15 protein-coding genes and 1 pseudogene are annotated in these 18056 nt (G+C 61.2%); 12 read left to right on the plus strand and 4 right to left on the minus strand.

What is annotated here, in order from left to right; all coding sequences use genetic code 11:
• Positions 1 to 62: 62 nt before the first annotated feature.
• A protein-coding gene (locus AB8808_RS08225; RefSeq protein WP_506193250.1) for an IS3 family transposase occupies positions 63 to 1138 on the plus strand; the annotation gives its coding sequence in 2 pieces (ribosomal slippage) (positions 63 to 321 and positions 321 to 1138; 1077 coding nt in all).
• 114 nt (positions 1139 to 1252) lie between these two features.
• Here AB8808_RS08225 and AB8808_RS08230 read toward each other — a convergent pair.
• Positions 1253 to 1558 carry a transposase gene (locus AB8808_RS08230; RefSeq protein WP_369928364.1) on the minus strand — a complete coding sequence of 102 codons (306 nt, stop codon included), beginning with the start codon at positions 1556 to 1558 and terminating at the stop codon, positions 1253 to 1255.
• Positions 1559 to 2046: 488 nt separating this feature from the next.
• Positions 2047 to 2685 (minus strand): DUF6988 family protein, encoded by a 639-nt coding sequence (locus AB8808_RS08235; protein ID WP_369928366.1) that lies wholly within the window; start codon positions 2683 to 2685, stop codon positions 2047 to 2049.
• A 325-nt stretch (positions 2686 to 3010) separates the two neighbouring features.
• Between AB8808_RS08235 and AB8808_RS08240 the strand changes: the two genes are divergently transcribed.
• From AB8808_RS08240 to AB8808_RS08255, 4 genes are all read left to right on the plus strand, one after another.
• Positions 3011 to 7588, plus strand: coding sequence for an RHS repeat-associated core domain-containing protein (locus AB8808_RS08240; RefSeq protein ID WP_369928368.1), 4578 nt, complete (start codon positions 3011 to 3013; stop codon positions 7586 to 7588).
• A 116-nt stretch (positions 7589 to 7704) separates the two neighbouring features.
• The gene (locus AB8808_RS08245; RefSeq protein ID WP_369928370.1) at positions 7705 to 8118 is read left to right on the plus strand and encodes a DUF4279 domain-containing protein; all 414 of its coding nucleotides are present in this window, start codon (positions 7705 to 7707) and stop codon (positions 8116 to 8118) included.
• Positions 8119 to 8848: 730 nt separating this feature from the next.
• Positions 8849 to 9316, plus strand: a complete 468-nt coding sequence (locus tag AB8808_RS08250) for a hypothetical protein (RefSeq protein WP_369928372.1) — start codon at positions 8849 to 8851, stop codon at positions 9314 to 9316.
• A gap of 462 nt (positions 9317 to 9778) precedes the next feature.
• Positions 9779 to 10081 carry a hypothetical protein gene (locus AB8808_RS08255; protein ID WP_369928375.1) on the plus strand — a complete coding sequence of 101 codons (303 nt, stop codon included), beginning with the start codon at positions 9779 to 9781 and terminating at the stop codon, positions 10079 to 10081.
• Positions 10082 to 10282: 201 nt separating this feature from the next.
• Here AB8808_RS08255 and AB8808_RS08260 read toward each other — a convergent pair whose 3' ends face one another.
• Positions 10283 to 10981, minus strand: a complete 699-nt coding sequence (locus tag AB8808_RS08260; RefSeq protein ID WP_369928376.1) for a hypothetical protein — start codon at positions 10979 to 10981, stop codon at positions 10283 to 10285.
• 393 nt (positions 10982 to 11374) lie between these two features.
• Here AB8808_RS08260 and AB8808_RS08265 point away from each other — a divergent pair.
• The 7 genes and pseudogenes from AB8808_RS08265 to AB8808_RS08295 form a co-directional block, all read left to right on the plus strand.
• Positions 11375 to 11509, plus strand: a pseudogene (locus AB8808_RS08265) (DUF6538 domain-containing protein); the annotation flags it as partial.
• A gap of 69 nt (positions 11510 to 11578) precedes the next feature.
• Positions 11579 to 12691 (plus strand): site-specific integrase, encoded by a 1113-nt coding sequence (locus tag AB8808_RS08270; protein ID WP_369931362.1) that lies wholly within the window; start codon positions 11579 to 11581, stop codon positions 12689 to 12691.
• A gap of 104 nt (positions 12692 to 12795) precedes the next feature.
• Positions 12796 to 13392 (plus strand): PIN domain-containing protein, encoded by a 597-nt coding sequence (locus tag AB8808_RS08275; protein ID WP_369928378.1) that lies wholly within the window; start codon positions 12796 to 12798, stop codon positions 13390 to 13392.
• Between the two features lie 570 nt (positions 13393 to 13962).
• Positions 13963 to 14472, plus strand: a complete 510-nt coding sequence (locus AB8808_RS08280) for a TIR domain-containing protein (RefSeq protein ID WP_369928381.1) — start codon at positions 13963 to 13965, stop codon at positions 14470 to 14472.
• On the plus strand, positions 14472 to 15335 hold the full coding sequence (locus AB8808_RS08285; RefSeq protein WP_369928383.1) for a macro domain-containing protein: 864 nt from the start codon (positions 14472 to 14474) through the stop codon (positions 15333 to 15335). Before AB8808_RS08280 ends, AB8808_RS08285 begins: the two co-directional genes overlap by 1 nt.
• A gap of 1 nt (position 15336) precedes the next feature.
• Complete coding sequence (locus AB8808_RS08290; protein WP_369928385.1) at positions 15337 to 15774, plus strand: HIT family protein; 438 nt, start codon at positions 15337 to 15339, stop codon at positions 15772 to 15774.
• A gap of 444 nt (positions 15775 to 16218) precedes the next feature.
• A complete protein-coding gene (locus tag AB8808_RS08295; protein ID WP_369928387.1) occupies positions 16219 to 16419 on the plus strand; it encodes a hypothetical protein in 201 nt (66 codons plus the stop codon).
• 338 nt (positions 16420 to 16757) lie between these two features.
• Here the strand turns inward: AB8808_RS08295 and AB8808_RS08300 are convergent.
• Positions 16758 to 17896, minus strand: a protein-coding gene (locus AB8808_RS08300; protein WP_369927958.1) for an IS3 family transposase whose coding sequence is annotated in 2 segments (ribosomal slippage) — positions 16758 to 17650 and positions 17650 to 17896 — 1140 coding nt in all. Because the reading frame shifts where the segments join, the coding sequence is not laid out codon by codon here.
• Between the last annotated feature and the right edge of the window lie 160 nt (positions 17897 to 18056).

The following is an 18056-nucleotide window of genomic DNA, read 5'->3' on the forward strand; positions in this document are numbered from 1 at the left end:
CCCCCCAAATTTGAGTAGCGCCCCGGTTTCGAGTTCAATCCCCCACAAGAAGGAGATTGGACGTGAAGAAGCGTTTTTCCGAAGAGCAGATCATCGGCTTCCTGCGCGAGGCCGAGGCAGGCATGCCGGTCCAGGACCTATGTCGCAAGCACGGCTTCAGTGAAGCCTCTTACTACCTGTGGCGAAGCAAGTTCGGCGGCATGAGCGTGCCCGAGGCCAAGCGGCTGAAGGACCTGGAGTCGGAGAACGGACGCCTTAAAAAGCTGCTTGCCGAGCAGCTTCTGGAGAACGAGGTCATCAAGGAAACTCTGCGAAAAAAATGGTGAGCGCACCGGACCGGCGCGAGCTGGTGCGCTATCTGATCGGCCAGGAACTGAGTGAGCGCCGGTCGCTGGCGATCGCCGGCATGAGCGCAAGCGCTTACCGATACGAACCGCGGCCCGATCCCAACGTCGATCTGCGCGAGATCATCTGCGCGCTGGCCAATCGCCATAAACGCTACGGCGTCGGCATGATCTACCTGAAGCGCCGCCAGGCCGGTCAGATGGTCAATTACAAACGAGTCGAGCGCCTGTACCAGGAGGCGAACCTGCAGGTGCGCCGACGGAAACGGAAAAAGGTGCCTCCGACCGACAGGCAGCCACTGCTCCGGCCCGCGGCCGCAAACGAGGTCTGGTCCATCGATTTCGTCTTCGATCGCACCGCCGAAGGGCGCGTATTGAAGTGCCTGACGATCGTCGATGACGCCACGCATGAGGCAGTCGCCATCGAGATCGAGCGGGCGATCTCAGGCATCGGCGTAACGCGCGTCATGGACCGCCTGGCCGTCACTCGGGGCCTGCCGAAAATCATTCGCAGCGACAACGGAAAGGAGTTCTGTGGCAAGGCCATGGTCGCATGGGCACACGAGCGCGGCGTGCAGCTGCGCCTGATCGAGCCTGGCAAGCCGAATCAGAACGCCTACATCGAATCATTCAACGGAAGGCTTCGCGATGAGTGTCTCAACGAACACTGGTTTCCCAGCCTGCTGCATGCCCGAACCGAGATCGAAAACTGGCGACGGGAATACAACGAAGAGCGACCGAAGAAGGCACTCGGCGGGCTGACTCCCGCCGCTTACGCGAAACAGTTACATTAATCCCGGACTCAAATCGGACCGCTACTGAAGGCGGGGGACGTCGACCCACCTCGAGCAGCCGGCAGAGGACCACGATGGAGTACGACGCGCTCTCCGCTTCGATAAACCGGCATTTCAGCTCGATTCCTTGGCGAAGAACGCCGTCGCTTTTTTTAGGATGTCACGCTCCATCCGCAGGATCTCGTTCTCGCGTCGAAGCTGCTGTATCTCGGCCTGCTCGGCCGTCAGCGGAACGGCGGGGGGCGATCGCGAAGGCGCTCCAGAAACGGCTTGAGCCTTCTCGATCCAGCGCCTGAAGACGCTCTCGACCAGATCCAGGTCGCGGCAAACCCGCGATACCGGCTGACCTCGCTCAAGGACCAGGGCAACCGCGCAGGCCTTGAAATCGGGTGTGAACTGACGACGAATTCTTTTTGACATGGGACACCTCTGGACGAACCTTACGGTTCACGATGGGCGTCCATCAAATCCGGGCAAGCTCATACAGGTGCCAGTGGTACGTGGCATAGGCGCGCTCCGAACGGAGATTGAAAGGGCCGTTAAAGGCATTTTTAAAACGACGGCCCGCTATTAAAGGATGCTTTAATAGCGGGCCGGGTTCAAGTTGCTGAGTGCTGCCTGGACAACTAAGCTATTGCTTCGCGCTATGTCTTTCCGCAAAAAGAAGCGGCGAAACAACGATTTATCGTTGTCTCGCCGCAGGTCTTGGTGGAGGTGGCGGGAATCAAAGTCCGGACACCACGTCAATACCTTGTTTCACAACGCGATTTTTTCGCGATGGTGCGGCAAAAAGGACACTCGAAACGACAGCGGGCTGAGAATAGCATCGTCGGCGGCGAAGGAGTTCCCCATCGGCAATCAACGTTGGCGTCCGCGATGAGGTGCTGAGGCAGAGGGGCAGGGAGGCCTCAAACCGCCAGGTCAGGGTCGATCGGCAGGCAGTGCCCATGCGTTTTCCAAAGATTCGTCACGGCGCTCATGGCGGCCGCTGACCCCGTCAGGGCGGCCAGCATCCGGTAAGTCACGTGAAGGATCGCGTTGGCGTTTCGAAGCATCTGGCAGGCCAGGAGAACCGGGCAACCTTCGCTCTGCCGACGGATGGGATGGATCCCTGCGCGGACGAACGAGTTGAGTCGGTGCCACGTCACGTCGTGGAACTGTTGGAGGGGAACCGTCAGCCCATCGGGCGCTCGACCCGTCACCGCTTTCAGCATCGTCGTGGCGCCCGGGATCTTGCGCGCCAGGCTGTCGCTTTCGGTATCCAGAGGGCCGTCGATGAGACGAATCTCCTCATCGGTGGCCACGTGAAGCAGCCACGCGGATCGAACCGTCGCCTCGTATTGAAGGCGGACCATGGCGGTCGCCGATGAGGCCAGCTCGCCGGCAAAACAGAGACGGGCCGCGGCCGAGTGCTCGATGGACAGGGTCGCGCTGACCGCGCTGACGACGAAGCGAAGCTCTCCCTCAGCGATGGGCGGTCCCGATTGCCGCAACGTTTCCATGGCCGCATGAAAGTCGTCGGACTCCTGCATAAGCTTCTCCAGCATGGTCGTGCCCCCTGTGCCTGACGGATCGCCTCGGTCCATCGTTTGATTTCGGGAGTATGTCTCGAAGGCTGGCCATGCTCGGCATGGGCGCTAGTCCATGAAAATCTCTTTGCCGAAAGCGTGTAGGTGCACGCCTACAGTGAAACGCTGCGGAAATTCGTAGGATCTGCCGACTCCGCTTGGGCGGAAATACCAGGGATGCACCATGGACAGGTTGGGTGGAAACTTCGGAGGGGCGCCTCGCGCGCTCCCGGCCAAGATATCTAGCGAACGGTCGACTGCCCACCGGTGGTGGCACCGACTGACACTACTGGGGCTTCTGTTCGTGGCCGGCGCCCACGCTCAGGTCGGCACCGAGCCACCGGCGGTTGCAGGGCGTGCAGCGGTCCGCCCGCAAAGCGCGGTGATCCACGCGGCCAATGTCCCCGCAGTGAATGTCACCGGCACCTGGTATGGAAACCTGTCCGCTCCGGGGGATTCCAGTGCGGCGCAATGGGCCCAGGAGTTTGTCCTCAACCAGGACGCCGCCGGCGCCATCACGGGGTCGCGCAAGACCGTCTCGCTCGGCGCGTCCAATCAGTTCGTGTGGTCGCAAATCGGCACCGTCTCAGGCACCCAGCTGACGCTCAACGACACCACGCTCATCAGTCAGATGGGTTCGACCGACCCCTGCAAGTCGACGCTCACCCTGACGGTCTCGGCTGACGGGTCAAGCTTCTCGGGCACGTGGGCGGCCCCGACCCAATCGGGCTGCAAGGGCGGCACGATCAGCGCCACTCGATATGGAGGCGCGTCCGCCAAGCGCCTGGGTAGCGGAGCCCCGTGCGATGGCGGCGAAGGGTCGGCCCTCCTGGCCGGCGGTGGCAGCGGTGGCACCGCCAGCGGTAATGCGAATGGCTCTTCCTGCGCGGAGAAAATGGGCGCGCCCCGCGTCGGCGATCCGATCGATGCCTCCACGGGTAATTTCTACCTGCAGGAGGACGACTTCGCCGGCAGCGAATGGCTGTCTTTCAGCCGCTTCTACAACAGTGCCGACGGGGTGGCGCCGGCCTCCCTGGGCTTCAACTGGCGCCACACCTACGACCGGTCCCTTCAGTTCTTCGGCAATCCGGTGTCCAGCATCGTCATGCTGCGACCCGACGGGAAGCAGGAGACCTTCACCAAGACCGCGAACGGCTGGTCCACGGATCTCCCCGTCGACGTGCTTTCGGAGATCACCAACGCGCAAGGCGCTGTGACCGGCTACCAGGTCTTCATCGGCGGGCGCCGGCATACCGAGACCTATGCCCTCGATGGCAAACTCCTTTCCGTCATGGGGCAGGATGGCCAAGGCGTCACCCTGACTTACACCGCGCCCAACCCGATTGCCCTTCTGAATGCCGTTACTGATTCGGCCGGCCGGAAACTGCTCTTCTATTACGACAACTACACCTACCGGTTGAGCTTGGTGAAGTTCCCGGATAACGGCTACGCCTCCTTTTCGTATTTCGCCAAGGACGGAACCCTGAGTGGCGTGGTGTATGCCGACGGCGCCATTCACAACTACGGTTATGGTGAAACCGGGTATGTCGGTGCGACGGCGTTGCCGCGCGCGCTGACCCGTCTGACCGACGGGACCACCAACCGCTACGAAAGCATCACCTATGACGACCTGGGCCGGGCCACCTCGTCCTCGTTTATCGGCGGCGTGGGAACGACGAAGATTGCTTACAACGCGGACGGCTCCTCGGACATCACCTACCCCTTGGGCAACACGGTCCACATGGGCTTCTCGAGTCCCGCCGGACTGGGCCGGGTGAGCACCCTGAGTGCCCCGTGCGCGCCGGACTGCGGGCAGCCCTGGCGTTCGCGCACTTACGACGCGCTTGGCTTTCCGGAAACGGCGGTCGATTTCAAGGGCACCGTCCAGCGCACGCGATACAACGCGTATGGCCTGCTGGAACAGACGATCGAGGCGCAGGGCACTGACAGTCAGCGCACGACCACCACCACGTGGGATACATCGCTGCGTCAACCGCTGAAACAAACCCTCCTGAGTGCGACGGGCAATCCCATCAAGACGTCCACCTGGGCCTACAACGCCATGGGCCAGGTCGTCGCCCGGTGCGAAGTGGATCCGGCCATAGCGGGCGCCACCGCCTACGCCTGCACGGCCGCCGGCAACGCACCGGCCGGCGTGCGTCGCTGGACCTACACCTATTGCACGGCCGTGGACACGACGCAGTGCCCGCGGGTCGGCTTGCTGCTGTCGCAGACCGGGCCTCGCCGGGACCTTCCGGAAACGACGACCTACCGGTATTACCCCAGCGCGGGGACCGCCTGGAAGGCGGGCGATCTTCAAACGATCACCGATGCGCTGGGGCACGTCACCACGTTCTCGTCTTACGACCTGGCCGGGCGCGTCAGCCGAATGGTGGATGCGAACGGCGTGATCACCGACTTCGCCTACGATTCGGTGGGCCATCCTGTCGCACGAACGGTGCGTGCCAACGCCGATGGCAGCGCGTCTTCGACCTTGGACGCCACCACCACGGTCGTTTTCGACCAGCGCGGTCTGATCTATCAAAGCACCGACCCCGACGGCACGCTTCTTAAATACACCTACGACACGGCGCATCGGCTGACCGAAGTGACCGACGCCAACGGTAACCGCATCCACTACACGCTCGATGTCGCGGGCAACCGCACCAGGGAAGAAACCTTCGACGCAGGCGGTGTGTCCCGCCGCGTGTTGAGCCGCACCTTCAACACGCTGGGGCAGCTCGTCAGCGTGACCGACGGCCTGGGCCATGTCGTCTTCGATGCGACGGCCACGGGCAGTTACGACGCCAACGGCAATCGGGTGGCGGTCAAGGATGCGTTGGGCGCGACGGGTCAAGATACCTACGATGCGCTCGACCGGCGGGTGACCCACATCGCCAACGTCAACGGCACCGACGCGACCAAGGCCACGACCACCATGCTCGCCCTCGATGCCCTGGATCGGATCACGTCGGTGACCGATCCCGACGGACTCGTGACGACCTACACCTTCGACGGCCTGGGTAACCTCAGCGGTCAGGTCAGTCCCGACACGGGCACGCAGTCGTCGACCTTCGATGCGGCGGGCAACCCGGTGATCCACACCGATGCGAAGGGCACGGTGGTGACCCAGACATTCGATGCGCTGGGTCGCAAGACCGCCGACACCTACACCGATGCCACGCTCAACGCGGCCTATCGCTACGACGAGACCAACAGTGTCACCGGATGCGCGAGTTCGTTCCCGATCGGTCGGCTGACCCGCATGGTCGAAACGGCGGTTACCACCACCTACTGTTACGACAACGAAGGACGGGTCACAGAGAAGCGGCAGACGCAGGGTGGGACCACGGACACCACCGATTATGCCTATACGCGCGCAGGGCGGTTGGCCGGCACGGCGATGCCCAGCGGGGCCGTCGTGGCGTATACGCGCAATGCCTTGGGTCAGATCACGGGCATCACCGCTACGCCCGCTGGGGGCAAGGTCCTCTCTATCGTCAGCGCGGTGAGCTACCGGCCGTTCGGTCCCGTGACCGGTTACACCCTGGGCAGTGGCCAGGCGGTAACCCGCACCTACGATGCCAACGGCGCGGTCACGGACGTCAACAGTGCCCACTTCAACGCGCACTACCAGCGCGACGTGGCAGGTCAGATGGTCGGGTTCGGCACCTCGCCCACCAGCGGCAATGTCGAAACGTATGCTTACGATCCGTTGCATCGCCTGACGGCCGTGCAGTCGGCGTCGTTCAACGAGTCGTATACCTACTCCAAGACCGGCGACCGGCTCAGCAAGGCGTCCAGCGACCCGGTGGCGGGAGGACAGGGGCCCTACACCTACCAGCCGGGCACCCATCGGCTCGTCGACGTCAACGGGGGGCCGTCGACGTTCGATGCCAACGGCTCGATGACCCAGCGACAAGTCCAGGGCACGACGAAAAGCTATGCCTACGATGGTCGCGGACGGTTGGCTGAGGAAGACTATAACGGCTATGCGGAGGCGACGTTCGCCTACAACGCGATGAGCCAGCGCGTCTCCCTCAACAGGTCGAGCTCGGGACAGGTCTCGCGCTTCGTCTACGACGAAGCGGGCCAGCTCCTGGGCAACTACGGATTCTTGCCGCGTGAATACATCTGGATGGACGGATTGCCGGTCGGGGCTCTCGACCCGCAGCAGGGCGCGGCGTATGTCATCGCCGACGGCCTGGGCACCCCTCGCCGTGTCGACCTAGGCGACGGAAGTAGTCGCTACTGGCAATGGCTGCCCACCGGCAATCCCTTCGGTGAGCGATCCTTTACCGGTAGCTACGCGTTCAACCTTCGTTTCCCCGGCCAATTTTTCGATGCAGAGACCGGGCTTCTCTACAACGTCCACCGCTACTACCACCCGGACACGGGGCGCTACATTCAAAGCGATCCCGTCGGTATCAATGGCGGAATGAACTCATTCGCATACCGGCGGAGTAACCCTCTTCTCTACGTCGATCCGCTGGGCCTGCGATACGCGGAGTCATGGGCCGCCGGCGGAGCCGTGGTAGGGGGAACCGTTACAGCTGGTGGGTCTGTTGTCGTTGACGCTTTAACAAGCGGCGTGAACATCCTGGCCACGCCTACCGAGATTGCTGTCGGCTCAGCAGTCGGGGGCGGCATCGGTTATGTACTTGGCAGCGCGCTGGACTGGGCAACAAGTAACACCCAACAGTCAAGCGGGCTGCCTCCTGGGTATTGGCCTGCTGATACCGGCGCGGCGGAATGGGGGCGGCGCAACGGCGTTGGCGCTAGGGAAGGGAAGGGAAGGGACGGTTCCATGGAATTAAGCAGGACTGTCCAGGCAGCAAGGCGACGGACGTCTTCGGCGTCGACCCGAAAACAGGGGATGTGATCGATCCTTCGGGAGAGGTGGTCGGCAACTTGGATGATGTAAAGTCCAAGTGATAAGTCGAATTGTATAGCTGGCCGGGAAACCCAGACTTACTCTGACAATGAAAGGAAATAAATATGCCGTCCTTTGAACGTTCACGCGCCACGTTGCGTATTTCTGGTGACTTACTCGTGCCAGACAAGATTAGCTTAATGCTGGGCAGTGAGCCCACTAATTCTTGGCAAAAGGGAGATGAGATTATTGGCAAGTCTACCGGCCAACCCCGGATCGCCCGCACAGGTATATGGAGACTGGAGGCGAAGACTCGCGAACCAGAAGATCTATGTGGACAGATCGATGAGATATTGGGCAAATTGACAAATGACTGGGAAGTTTGGGCGGAGGTTCGTCGGAGCTTCTGCGTGGATTTGTTCTGTGGACTCTTTATGGGATCAGGCAACGATGGAATATCCCTGTCGCCGGGGTGCTTACAGGCTCTAGGCAAACGTGGAATCGAGTTGGCCTTGGATGTCTACGACTCGACGGACTGATAAATCAGCGATTCACTTTCCGAAAAGACCCCATGGATATCCACGGCCATCAAACGCTATTCAACAGCGACTAGGGCGGTGATCTCAAGGCACGCCTCATGGCGAATGACGCGAAGGAACGATTGATGAATCGGTTTGAAGCCATCGCACCCGCCATCTTCGAAGCCGCCAAAGTTCCTGAGCTTGCGGCTGACGAACTTGCTGCCATGAAAGACCCTGCCAGCTTGTCACGGTATTGGTTGCTGGAACACGGACGCCGAGCGCGGGTATGCGAAAGCGGGTAATTACAGCCTTTACTACCAAGCAGCATGTTCAGGGGGAGACCCTTACGCCTGCCGAGCGGGTGAGGTTGCGGCCAACTCCGCGCCCGAAGGACTGCTCAAACCAGCTATTACAAGTATCACCAACACTAACCTTCGGAGTTCGATCTATTCGAATCTGCCACCTATGGGCTGCGAAAAAATTCAGCCCTACATTGATGACAGAATGGAAAACGTTCGGAAGGGGCTAGCATTGGCCCGGATGAACAGTATAGAGGGAGCGACGCCATCGCGCCCGCTGTCGCTTCCCAGGAGCGTCTTCAGTGGCTTTCACCATCAGGTGTTCCAGCAAAACGGCGCGTCAGGATCTGCATTCGGTGGCGATAAGTGGGACGCGCTCCACGGCGACGTTCTTACCAACTATGATTGGTGCCCGTCTCCCGCCTGTTGGGTCAAGTAGGTCTAAACCTATGTCTAAGAATCCCGGATTGAGCATGGCATGGGCGGCGACCGTGGGCTCATTCGCTGCGCCATTTGCGGTCATCATTTGGCAGGCGGCCAGTTCCTTGTTGACGGGCGGCGTCCTTAGCCTGAGCGCTGGGCCTATCTTTCTGATCGGAGCGCCCATCTCCCTGCTGGCTACCTGGCTGCTTGGTCTACCGCTTGTGCTCTACTTGCGTCGCAAAAACTCATTGAATGCTTTCACGGTGAGCGGCGGCGGCATTGTCTTAGGTGCCATCGTTTTCGTCATGCTGCTCTGGCTGGTGAGCCTATCCGCGCCGACACACATGTTCCAACAAGCCCTCGCGGGTGGTCTTCTTGGCCTGAGCGTGGCCGTAACCTTCTGTCTGTTGGCGAATATACCGTTTCGTTTTCACGTGACCTCCATCGCGACTACATCGAGCAGACCCGTCCCCTCTGACAAAACGCGGGATTGAGTAGGAGTAATCAACTGCTATGGGCGGGAATTCATTTACGTTGGCCAGGGACACGCGACGTATTCATCTGCATCCATTGTAGCCTGTGTCTCAGATGGACATCCGTTGGATGTCAGCGTTTCAGAGGCCGCCACCCAGTCCATGCGTTCGTTGCCGCTCGAGGCGGCTAACAAACTTCAACCTCTGGCATCGCTGGCAACCACGCGGTTGTTAGCCGATCAAAGCGAACTCATGGGCGCCTGGCTGACTGAGGCAGACAAGCAGAGTGGATCGCGCAGGTGACAGCATCGGCGAATTGCTTAAGAGGCTGAAAGGGGCAGCGTCTCATCGCCCTCCAAGCCAAGATGACTCGCCCGGTTACGCACGGTCGAAGAAGCGTTGCTGATTTGCCGAGTATACGTCTACGGCGGGACCGAACTATTATCTGAGTGCGAGGTTCTACACTCGAATGTTGGGAGAACTGTGAGTACACGAAAGCTAACACTGACGTGGTTTGCCATCTTTCTGGGGCATTTGGCTGGGTCGGTGATCACGGGTCTGAATTCGGTGAGTTGCTATGCCGGATGCACTTGGAAAAATCGATTAAATGACGTGTTCAGCTTCCCATTGACGTTGCTTCCGCTAGAGCGCGTCAGCGCAAACCCCGCAATCGTCATCATCGCGGCAATCATTTTGAACTCACTGCTGGTGTCGATCATCCTGATTGGGGTGTGGATGGCGATCCGTGCCCTCTTTGCATCCTCGGCCCGTGCGCATACGCGCTAAAAAGGTCCAAACGTCATCTGCGATGACAGGCCTATCACCTGGACAGAACGAGCGTAGACACCCGGTTACTTGACTAGCTGCCACCTGTGGTGAAGAAAGGGGTTGACGCTCGGCGCCAGTGTGGGCTGGTGGTCTCGCCGATCTCATGAGTTGGCTGACGAGCGGAGAGTGCGAGTGTGCGCCACTTGCGTTTGGACACGATCACCACTTCACGGGCGAAAGGTCCTTGTAAGGTTCTCGCTTCGTCGCATTCGGCGGCCAGTGCGCGAGGGCATCCAGCCAGCGGTCCATGTCCTCCGCGTCGACGCTTGCCAGCGCCTTGTCACCAATGATCCCGACGAACAAGCGCATGGTGAACGCCGTGTCCAATTTATTGGCCTCGGCCCGCTGTTTCTGGTTGAACTGTTCGAGGAACAGTTCGACGCGTTGCTCCAACATCGGCCCGGTGACCGGAGGAGGGGCCAAGCGGGTTCGGACGAAGGCAGGATCCGGCGGGATGCTTCGTAGCAGCCGCACCATGTCCATCGCGTTTTCGTGGTCCTCGGGGCCCTCGGCGATGATCACCCAGCTCCCGTCCAGACGTTCCTCGACCTGGTAGTTCGCGTGAATGAACTTGCCTGGGTGCTCGGTGATCCGACGTCGAATGCGCCGTCCTTGCGCGTCCCGCTGCACCTTGACGAGCAGTTCCGACATCAGCGCCTTCCCCATGAGTTTCAGGTCGTCAAAAAAGACCGACAGAGCATAGCCGAGGCGCGCCGCAGCCAGGCGGGCGGCATCCCCGCGTCGGCCTCCCAGCGACTTCATGACCACGCGGGCGCCCCACACCTCGCGGGCATGGACCGGGACGAGAAACCGGACGTGGAGTCCCGAAGGGCGTTGAACAAACAGCGGTTTGGGCATGGGAGACACCGAAAACGACACCAGGAAAAAGGCGTTTCGGGCGTGGCCTTGCCGCATAAAGAAACGGCGAAACAACGATTTACGTTGTCTCGCCGCAGGTGTTGGTGGAGGTGGCGGGACAAATCCGGCGGATTCAGGCAAGTGCCTGATTTTCCTGCATTGGCCAACGGCCACTGCCTCGAAGCTGTTCCAGCCGTGGTACCTGGGCTGTGACCTCAGTTTTGATCGTTTCCGGCCGCCTGACAACCGCTGGCATCCCCTGAGGCCCCCGGCGGCTGTCCCGGTTCCCCAGCTTTTCTGCTCGACCGCTGTCCTTCGGGTGGGGGGGCGGACGTTGCGACCACATTTGTTTCCTTCAGCCTTCCGGCCCAGCCGTCTCGCTCAAGGACCCTTATGCGCACACCCCACTACCTCCAACGCTCCCCTTCCGGTGTCTGGCATTTTCGCCAACGTGTTCCGGTTGACCTCCAGGCGACCTTGGGTCGGAGGGTCGTCAAGCGGTCGTTGAGGACGCGCGATCCCAATGAGGCGAAGTGCCTTGCGCGCCGGATGGCCCAGCAGCAAGCCCAGCTGATTCGACAGGCCAGAGGATTGGACATGGCGATGGGCGGCAGCCCTTCGCCTGGGCCAGTACCCACAACAGCTCTGAGCGGTGAGGGCTACACCCTCATCATGAGGCCCGACGGGACCGTGGAGATGAAGGTCGAGGGCGGGAGAGCGGGCACACGCTCCAAGAATGGCGTCGACCGCATCGGTTCTTTGATGGTCGAGTCTTACGTCCAACGGCTCGTAACGGAAGCAGTCGCCCGGCTGGTTGAAAAGCCGGCGGCCAAGCCCGATGCCGCGACCGGGATTCCGGTACTGCCCATCGGCAAGGTGGTCACCCGGTGGCTGGCCGACATTGCTTCAAGCACTCTGCCCAAGACCCTCAAAATCAAGGCGGCGGCGATCGAGGGCTTTGCCCGGCACCATGGCGAGAAAAGGCCTCTGACCGAAGCGGGGCGGCTGGAGGTCGGACGCTGGATTGAGGTGCTTCGGGCCAAGGGCTTGGCCACGCCGACCATCGTCAACAAGGTCGTTTACCTCAAAGGCTTTTTCGACTGGTCGAAGGCCCGGGGCTACTACCCGGATTTCTCAAAAGACGACAACCCCGCCGCCGGTCAGATTCTCTTCCGGAAAAAAGAGAAGCGGGCGCGGCGTGTGCATGGCTTCAAGGCATTCTCGCCTGACCACATCCGGATTCTGTACTCCCCCGAATCACTGGAGGGTCTGTCCGAGGCCGCACGGTGGGGCGCCTGGATTGGGCTATACACCGGTGCCCGCGTGGCTGAGGTGGGCCAACTGGCCCTGAACGACTTCGTGACCCAGGACGGCATTCCGTCCATCCGCATCACCAACGAAGGCCTGGGTCAGAGCGTCAAGAATCACGCAAGTCTCCGGACCATTCCTATCCATCCCGCGCTCTTGGCACTGGGGCTGCTGGATCGGGTCGAGGAGCTCCGGGCTGCTGGAGAGCTGCGGCTCTTCCCGAGGGTGAAGATGGACGGCGTCAACGGCGCGGGGAACTGGTTGAGCAAGGCCTTTACCCGGCATGTGACGGCTCATCTCAGGTTGCCGGAAAAGGGCAAGTTCGGTTTCCACAGTCTGCGAAAGTCTGTGGTTCAAGGGTTGCAGACGGTTGGTGTGCCCTCCGAACTGCGTGCCGCGTAAGTGGGGCATGAGCTGGGGGATGAACACCACGGAGCCTACAGCCGGAAGCCGACGATGACCGAGCTTCTTGCGCAGGTGTCCGGGCTCGCATGGGGGATTAAGCAATGATGCGCACCAACTACGTCCTCGTAGACTATGAAAACGTTCAGCCCAAATCCCTCGTTGCGCTTGCCGGCGACCAGCCTTTCAAGGTGCTTCTCTTTGTCGGGGCCAGTCAGGCGAAAGTGACGTTTGAGGTGGCTGAGTCCATGCAGGCACTTGGCAGTAACGCGAGCTATATCAAAATCAGCGGGAACGGATCCAATGCCCTGGATTTCCACGTGGCCTACTACATCGGCCGGGTTTCCTGCGAGGACCCGACAGCGTTCTTCCATATCATCAGCAAGGACACGGGGTTCGACCCGCTCGTTGCCCATCTGAAAACGAAGAAAATTCTGGCTGCGCGGCACAAGGATGTCACGGACATTCCGCTGCTGAAGGCAGCCAACTCAAAAACCTTGTCCGAGAAGGTTGACGTCGTCCTGGCAAATCTGCGGCAGCGGGGGGCGTCACGCCCGCGAACCGTCAATACCCTGTCCAGCACCATCAGTTCCTTATTTCAGAAACAGCTGGGGGAGGACGATATCAAGGCCATCCTTGTTGGCCTCGCGAAGGCAGGACATCTGGTTATGGACGGGGCTAAGGTGACGTATAGCCTTTGAAAATGCTGCAAGAAAACTTCCTCTCGGAGTCAGCAGTCATCGGGCGTTCGATTTTGACGTCGGGCGGATTACATCCACCTTCGCGCGGCCGCAACCAGGACATTCCCAATCGTCGGCGACTGCCTGCCAGTTATCGCGGGATTCGACGTGGGCGACGTGTTCGACCTCCCCACGGGTAGGGACGCGTCGGGGGCGCGGGTGTAAAGTCCAGGATCAAAGCGTGCGGTGATGGTCGTCATGGCATCCCTGTCTGCCCTGCGCGGTCAGCAGCGTTATCGGCGGGATGGCGCAGGAACTTGAGGGCGGGGTCTCTCCTTGCCCGGAATACCATCCATTCCTGTTTTGCATGGACGGGTCCGGACTAGGCGGGGCACCGGATTTCGTGCACCAACTGGGGGATTTTTCCGGCATGGTCGTGCCGAATTTGTAAGCGTTGTCCTACAGACAATGGAGCCCGGCTGGATTGATAATTGCGCCGGGACCTAGACATCCGCGACCGGCTGTTGGAATTGCCGTCAAGCTCCAGGTCCCGCTGACCGGCAAGGGGCCGGGTCGACCTGGGGAGAGTTCATGAGCTACCGCAACAAGACCTACGTGGCATTTGCCAGCGAAGACATCCATAACTACCGCCTGATGGAAGCGTGGCGGGAAAACGCCAAGATAGAGTTCGATTTCTTCGATGCGCACGATTTGTACGTGTCCCGCGATTCGAGTTCGCGAGAGACCATCAAGCGCAACCTGCGCGAGCGGCTGAAAAACGCAAAGCAGGTAGTCTTGCTCTGCAGCGGGCATGCCAAGCGCAAGGGTGGCGACGACTACTCGTTTCTTGCGCACGAAATCGACGTCATTCTCGAGTTCGGGCTGCCGGTCGTCGTGGCAAACCTCGATGGCGACCGCACGGTAAAGCGCACTTTCATCCCCCAGCCGCTGCTCGATGCCAATCACTACACGGTCTCGGTATCGTTTCAGCCGAAAATCATCCAGTACGCACTCGACAATTACGTGGCGTCTTATTCGTCAAAGAAAGGCGAGGGTGCGCACCAGTATCCGGTCGACGTCTACACCAAGCTGGGATTGTAATGTACGCGCTCGTTTCTGACATGGGCACCCGGCGGTTCTGGAAGCATTTTCTAGTCAAGGCGTTTGCGGCGTTCGGCGTTCTCCAAGCCATGTACAAGGCCCTGGTGACGTGGAAAGGGGAAATGGCGTGGCTGCACGGCGACTGGGTAATGGCGCTGTTCGTCATCGTGCCGCTCGTGGCCGGAGTTGCGTTGTCGTGGCCCCGGCCCATCGCGCAGACCTACGACACGCCCAAGACGACCATCCGCATCGTCAATGGCGACATGCTCAAGGAAGAAGACCATCTCGTCATCGGTATGTGTGACACGTTCGACACTGAGACGCGATTCAACATCATCGCGCCCGAGAGCCTGCTGGGACAGCTTATCGACCGGTTCTACGGCAACGAGGTGGGTGACCTCGATGCCGAGCTCGCGAAGGCGCTGCATGCAAACGTCGCCTCAGGAGAGCTGCCGGAAGGCAAGAAAGGCAAGCGGGCAACGTTCGATATCGGCACTGTCGCCCCCGTCAAGCACAATGGCCGGTACCTCTTTTTCCTTGCCTATTGCACGATGGATGTCCACAGCAACGCGCGGGCGACGGTCGACGGCGTCTGGAAGGCGTTGTTGGCGCTATGGACGGCGGTGTCTCGCGATGCCAACGAAAAGAGTGTGTCAGTGCCTGTCATCGGTGGCGGCAAGGCGCGTATCACCAATGTGCTGCCGGCCCAGGACGCCATCCGCCTGACCATCCTGTCGTTCATGTTCGCGTCGAGGCAGACACCGGTCTGCAACGAGTTGCGAATCGTCGTCCAGCCCGATGCCTACGACAAGCTCGACCGGCTTGAGCTCCAGGCGTTCCTCTCCTCGCTCAAGGGGTCGTGAAATGCCCATCGATATGCCCGACAACCAGCGCTGCGCGTTTTGTGACTACCTTGGGGGCATCCGTCCCTACACAGTGCTTCTGACCACGGCGCTTTCGGCAGTGCTGGTCACCCGCGAGCAACGCGGCGTGGCCCACGTGCTTGTCGTGCCGCTGGCCCACCGGGAGACCATCCTCGAGGTCACCGACGCCGAGGCGGCGGACCTTGGCGTACTAGTCAAGCGGATGGCGCGGGCCATCGATGCCGCGTTTGACCGGCCTGGCATCGCCGTCTGGCAAAACAACGGCACCCCTGCGCACCAGACCATTGCCCACGCACACTTCCACGTGGCCGGGACGGTCAGGGGGGGAGGGACCGCGTGGGGGGACGTCGAGGAGTTGTCGGTTGACGAGACCGACGCCATTGCCCGGCAGTTGCGGCCGCACCTCGACGTGGCCTGAGGCAGACCACGTCGCGGGCGGCGGCCAGCATTGCGAATCGATGCCGGGATTTGCATCCATCCTTATGTTGTACGGAGAAGACCAATGAGTGGGTATGTGGAAGGTCAGTCGGTGCTGAGAAACGTGGAGCCGAAGAACGAGTGGTGGCGGACAACCTATCACCCCGGGAACACCGTGCCGGTTTCCGGAATCTTCCGCTGCGTCGGGTGCGGGCGCGAAGACTGCTGCAACAAGGGCGACCCTTTTCCGCCGCAGAACCACCACCAGCACACGGTCGCCCAAGGGGCGATACGCTGGCGACTCAACGTCCGCGCCGAGCATGTGTCCGCCTGAATTGCACCTCGGGCCGCCCCTGCCCGCCGCCAGGGCAGAGCTAGATGCAAGGAAGCGGCGGCCTTGACAACGGCCGGTCCCTTGCCAGGATGGGGTTCCCGGCCTCCGTCCATGACTGACCGCTTTTTTTACACCGATGCCCACGACGGTTCCCAGAGGGACACGCCGGCCGTCGTCGACCCGCCCCCAACCACCGCCATGACCGACGGCGTGCCCTACGGCAGCGGACAGACGCCCGTGGAGGTTGCCGACTGGCTGCTGGCGCTGGGCTACCGTCTTGCCCCGTGCACCGACGAGGTGCGCGGGCATTAACCGGGTTCCGAATGGATGATCTGGCCGGCGGACTGTCCGTTCGAGCTTGTCTGGGGCCCTGGCTGCTTCACGCTGGTCGACGACCTCGCCGAGTGTCTGGCCATGTTCGGCCCCCCATCGCTGACGCGCTCGCGCGGGAAGCATTCCGGACGGTCCTGCGGCGTGAATTCGTGGGCCTCGACGCCGGGGCGCTCGATGCGGCGCGCGCATGGCTAGCGGCCCCACGTGGGGTCGACCGGGCGATGGTGCCCCCGGTTCTCCAGCGCGAGGGCCCCGGGGCGCCGAGGGCCCGCTGGAGCGATGTCGTGGTCAAGTATTTCTGGACACCCGATAGGGCGTTATTTTCGGGCCGCCATCATCTCGTAAATGGCTGGCGGCACCTGCCCGTTGGCCGCATGTAGGCGCCGGTAGTTGTAGTACGACGTCAAGAAAACAGTGATGTCGCTTTGGGCTTCATCGCGGTTGCTGTAAGTCGATGTCACCCATTCGGTTTTCAACGTGGCGAAGACGCGCTCGGCAACCGCGTTATCCCAACAGTTGCCGCGCCTGCTCATACTTTGGGTAATCCCCAGGGCCTTGAGGCGTCCGAGAAAGTCAAAACTGTTGTACTGCGCACCTTGATCGGAGTGGAACATGAGATTCCCCGACGGTTTCCTCTCTCTGATTGCCATGTCCAGGGCGGCAACGGCCAGCTGTGCATTCGGCCGGGTTGAAAAGGCCCAGCCCACGATCCGGCGTGCATAAAGATCCACGACAACGGCCAGATAGAGCCAACCCTGTCGGGTAGGCACAAAGGTAATGTCACCGACCCAAACCTGGTCGGGCCGGGCGACGTTGAATTGCCGTTCGAGGCGATTGGGGGCCGGCACAGCCGCCTTGCTCGCCGTCCGGTACACGTGACGACGCACCCGCTCGGCCCATAGACCGGCCTGCCTCATCAACGTGCGCGCCCGATATCGCCCTGTCGGCATGCCTTGGCGACCCAACTCAGCCGCCATGCGACGGGTGCCGTAACTGCCTCGGCTCTGGCGATGAATCTGCTTGACCCTTGCTACTAGCGCCGGATCGGCAACCGCCGGCTGTACCTCGTCTGCCCGCTTGGCGTAATAGCTGCTACGGGGGTATTCCATCGCCTCGCACAGCCGCGATACCGGGTAGGCCTCCTTCAGCTCGTCGATCACCGCCGTGGGCGATCGCTCTCCCGAACGAAGAAGGCGATGGATTTTTTTAAAAGTTCGCGCTCCTCCTTTAGCTGAAGTACCTGCGACTCAAGCTCGACGATACGCCGCCGATCATCCGCCGCCGTGGGGGCATGAACCCCGGTCGACTTAGCCTCTTCATGTATCGCCAGCCAGCGCCTCAACGCTGTCGGGCCTACATCCATCAGCTGGCATACCTGTCGTACCGTATGCCCCTCGGCCACCACCAGATGTACGGCGTCGTCTCGCTGCGATTGCGATATCTCTTTACGTCCCATAGCTCACCTCCTTCTGCCTGTGAATCCTATCGGACTGTCCAGAAAGATTAGACCACCTCACGATGCGTCGGCGCCGCTGCCCCGGACGCCCGGGGAGTGGCGCCGGAGAGCAGCGCGGTGGCGCGCCGAGCAGGACATGGGGTGGGGCACATTGAGGGCT

Source organism: Xanthomonas sp. NCPPB 2632, assembly GCF_041228075.2.
In the GTDB taxonomy this organism is placed as follows: domain Bacteria; phylum Pseudomonadota; class Gammaproteobacteria; order Xanthomonadales; family Rhodanobacteraceae; genus Luteibacter.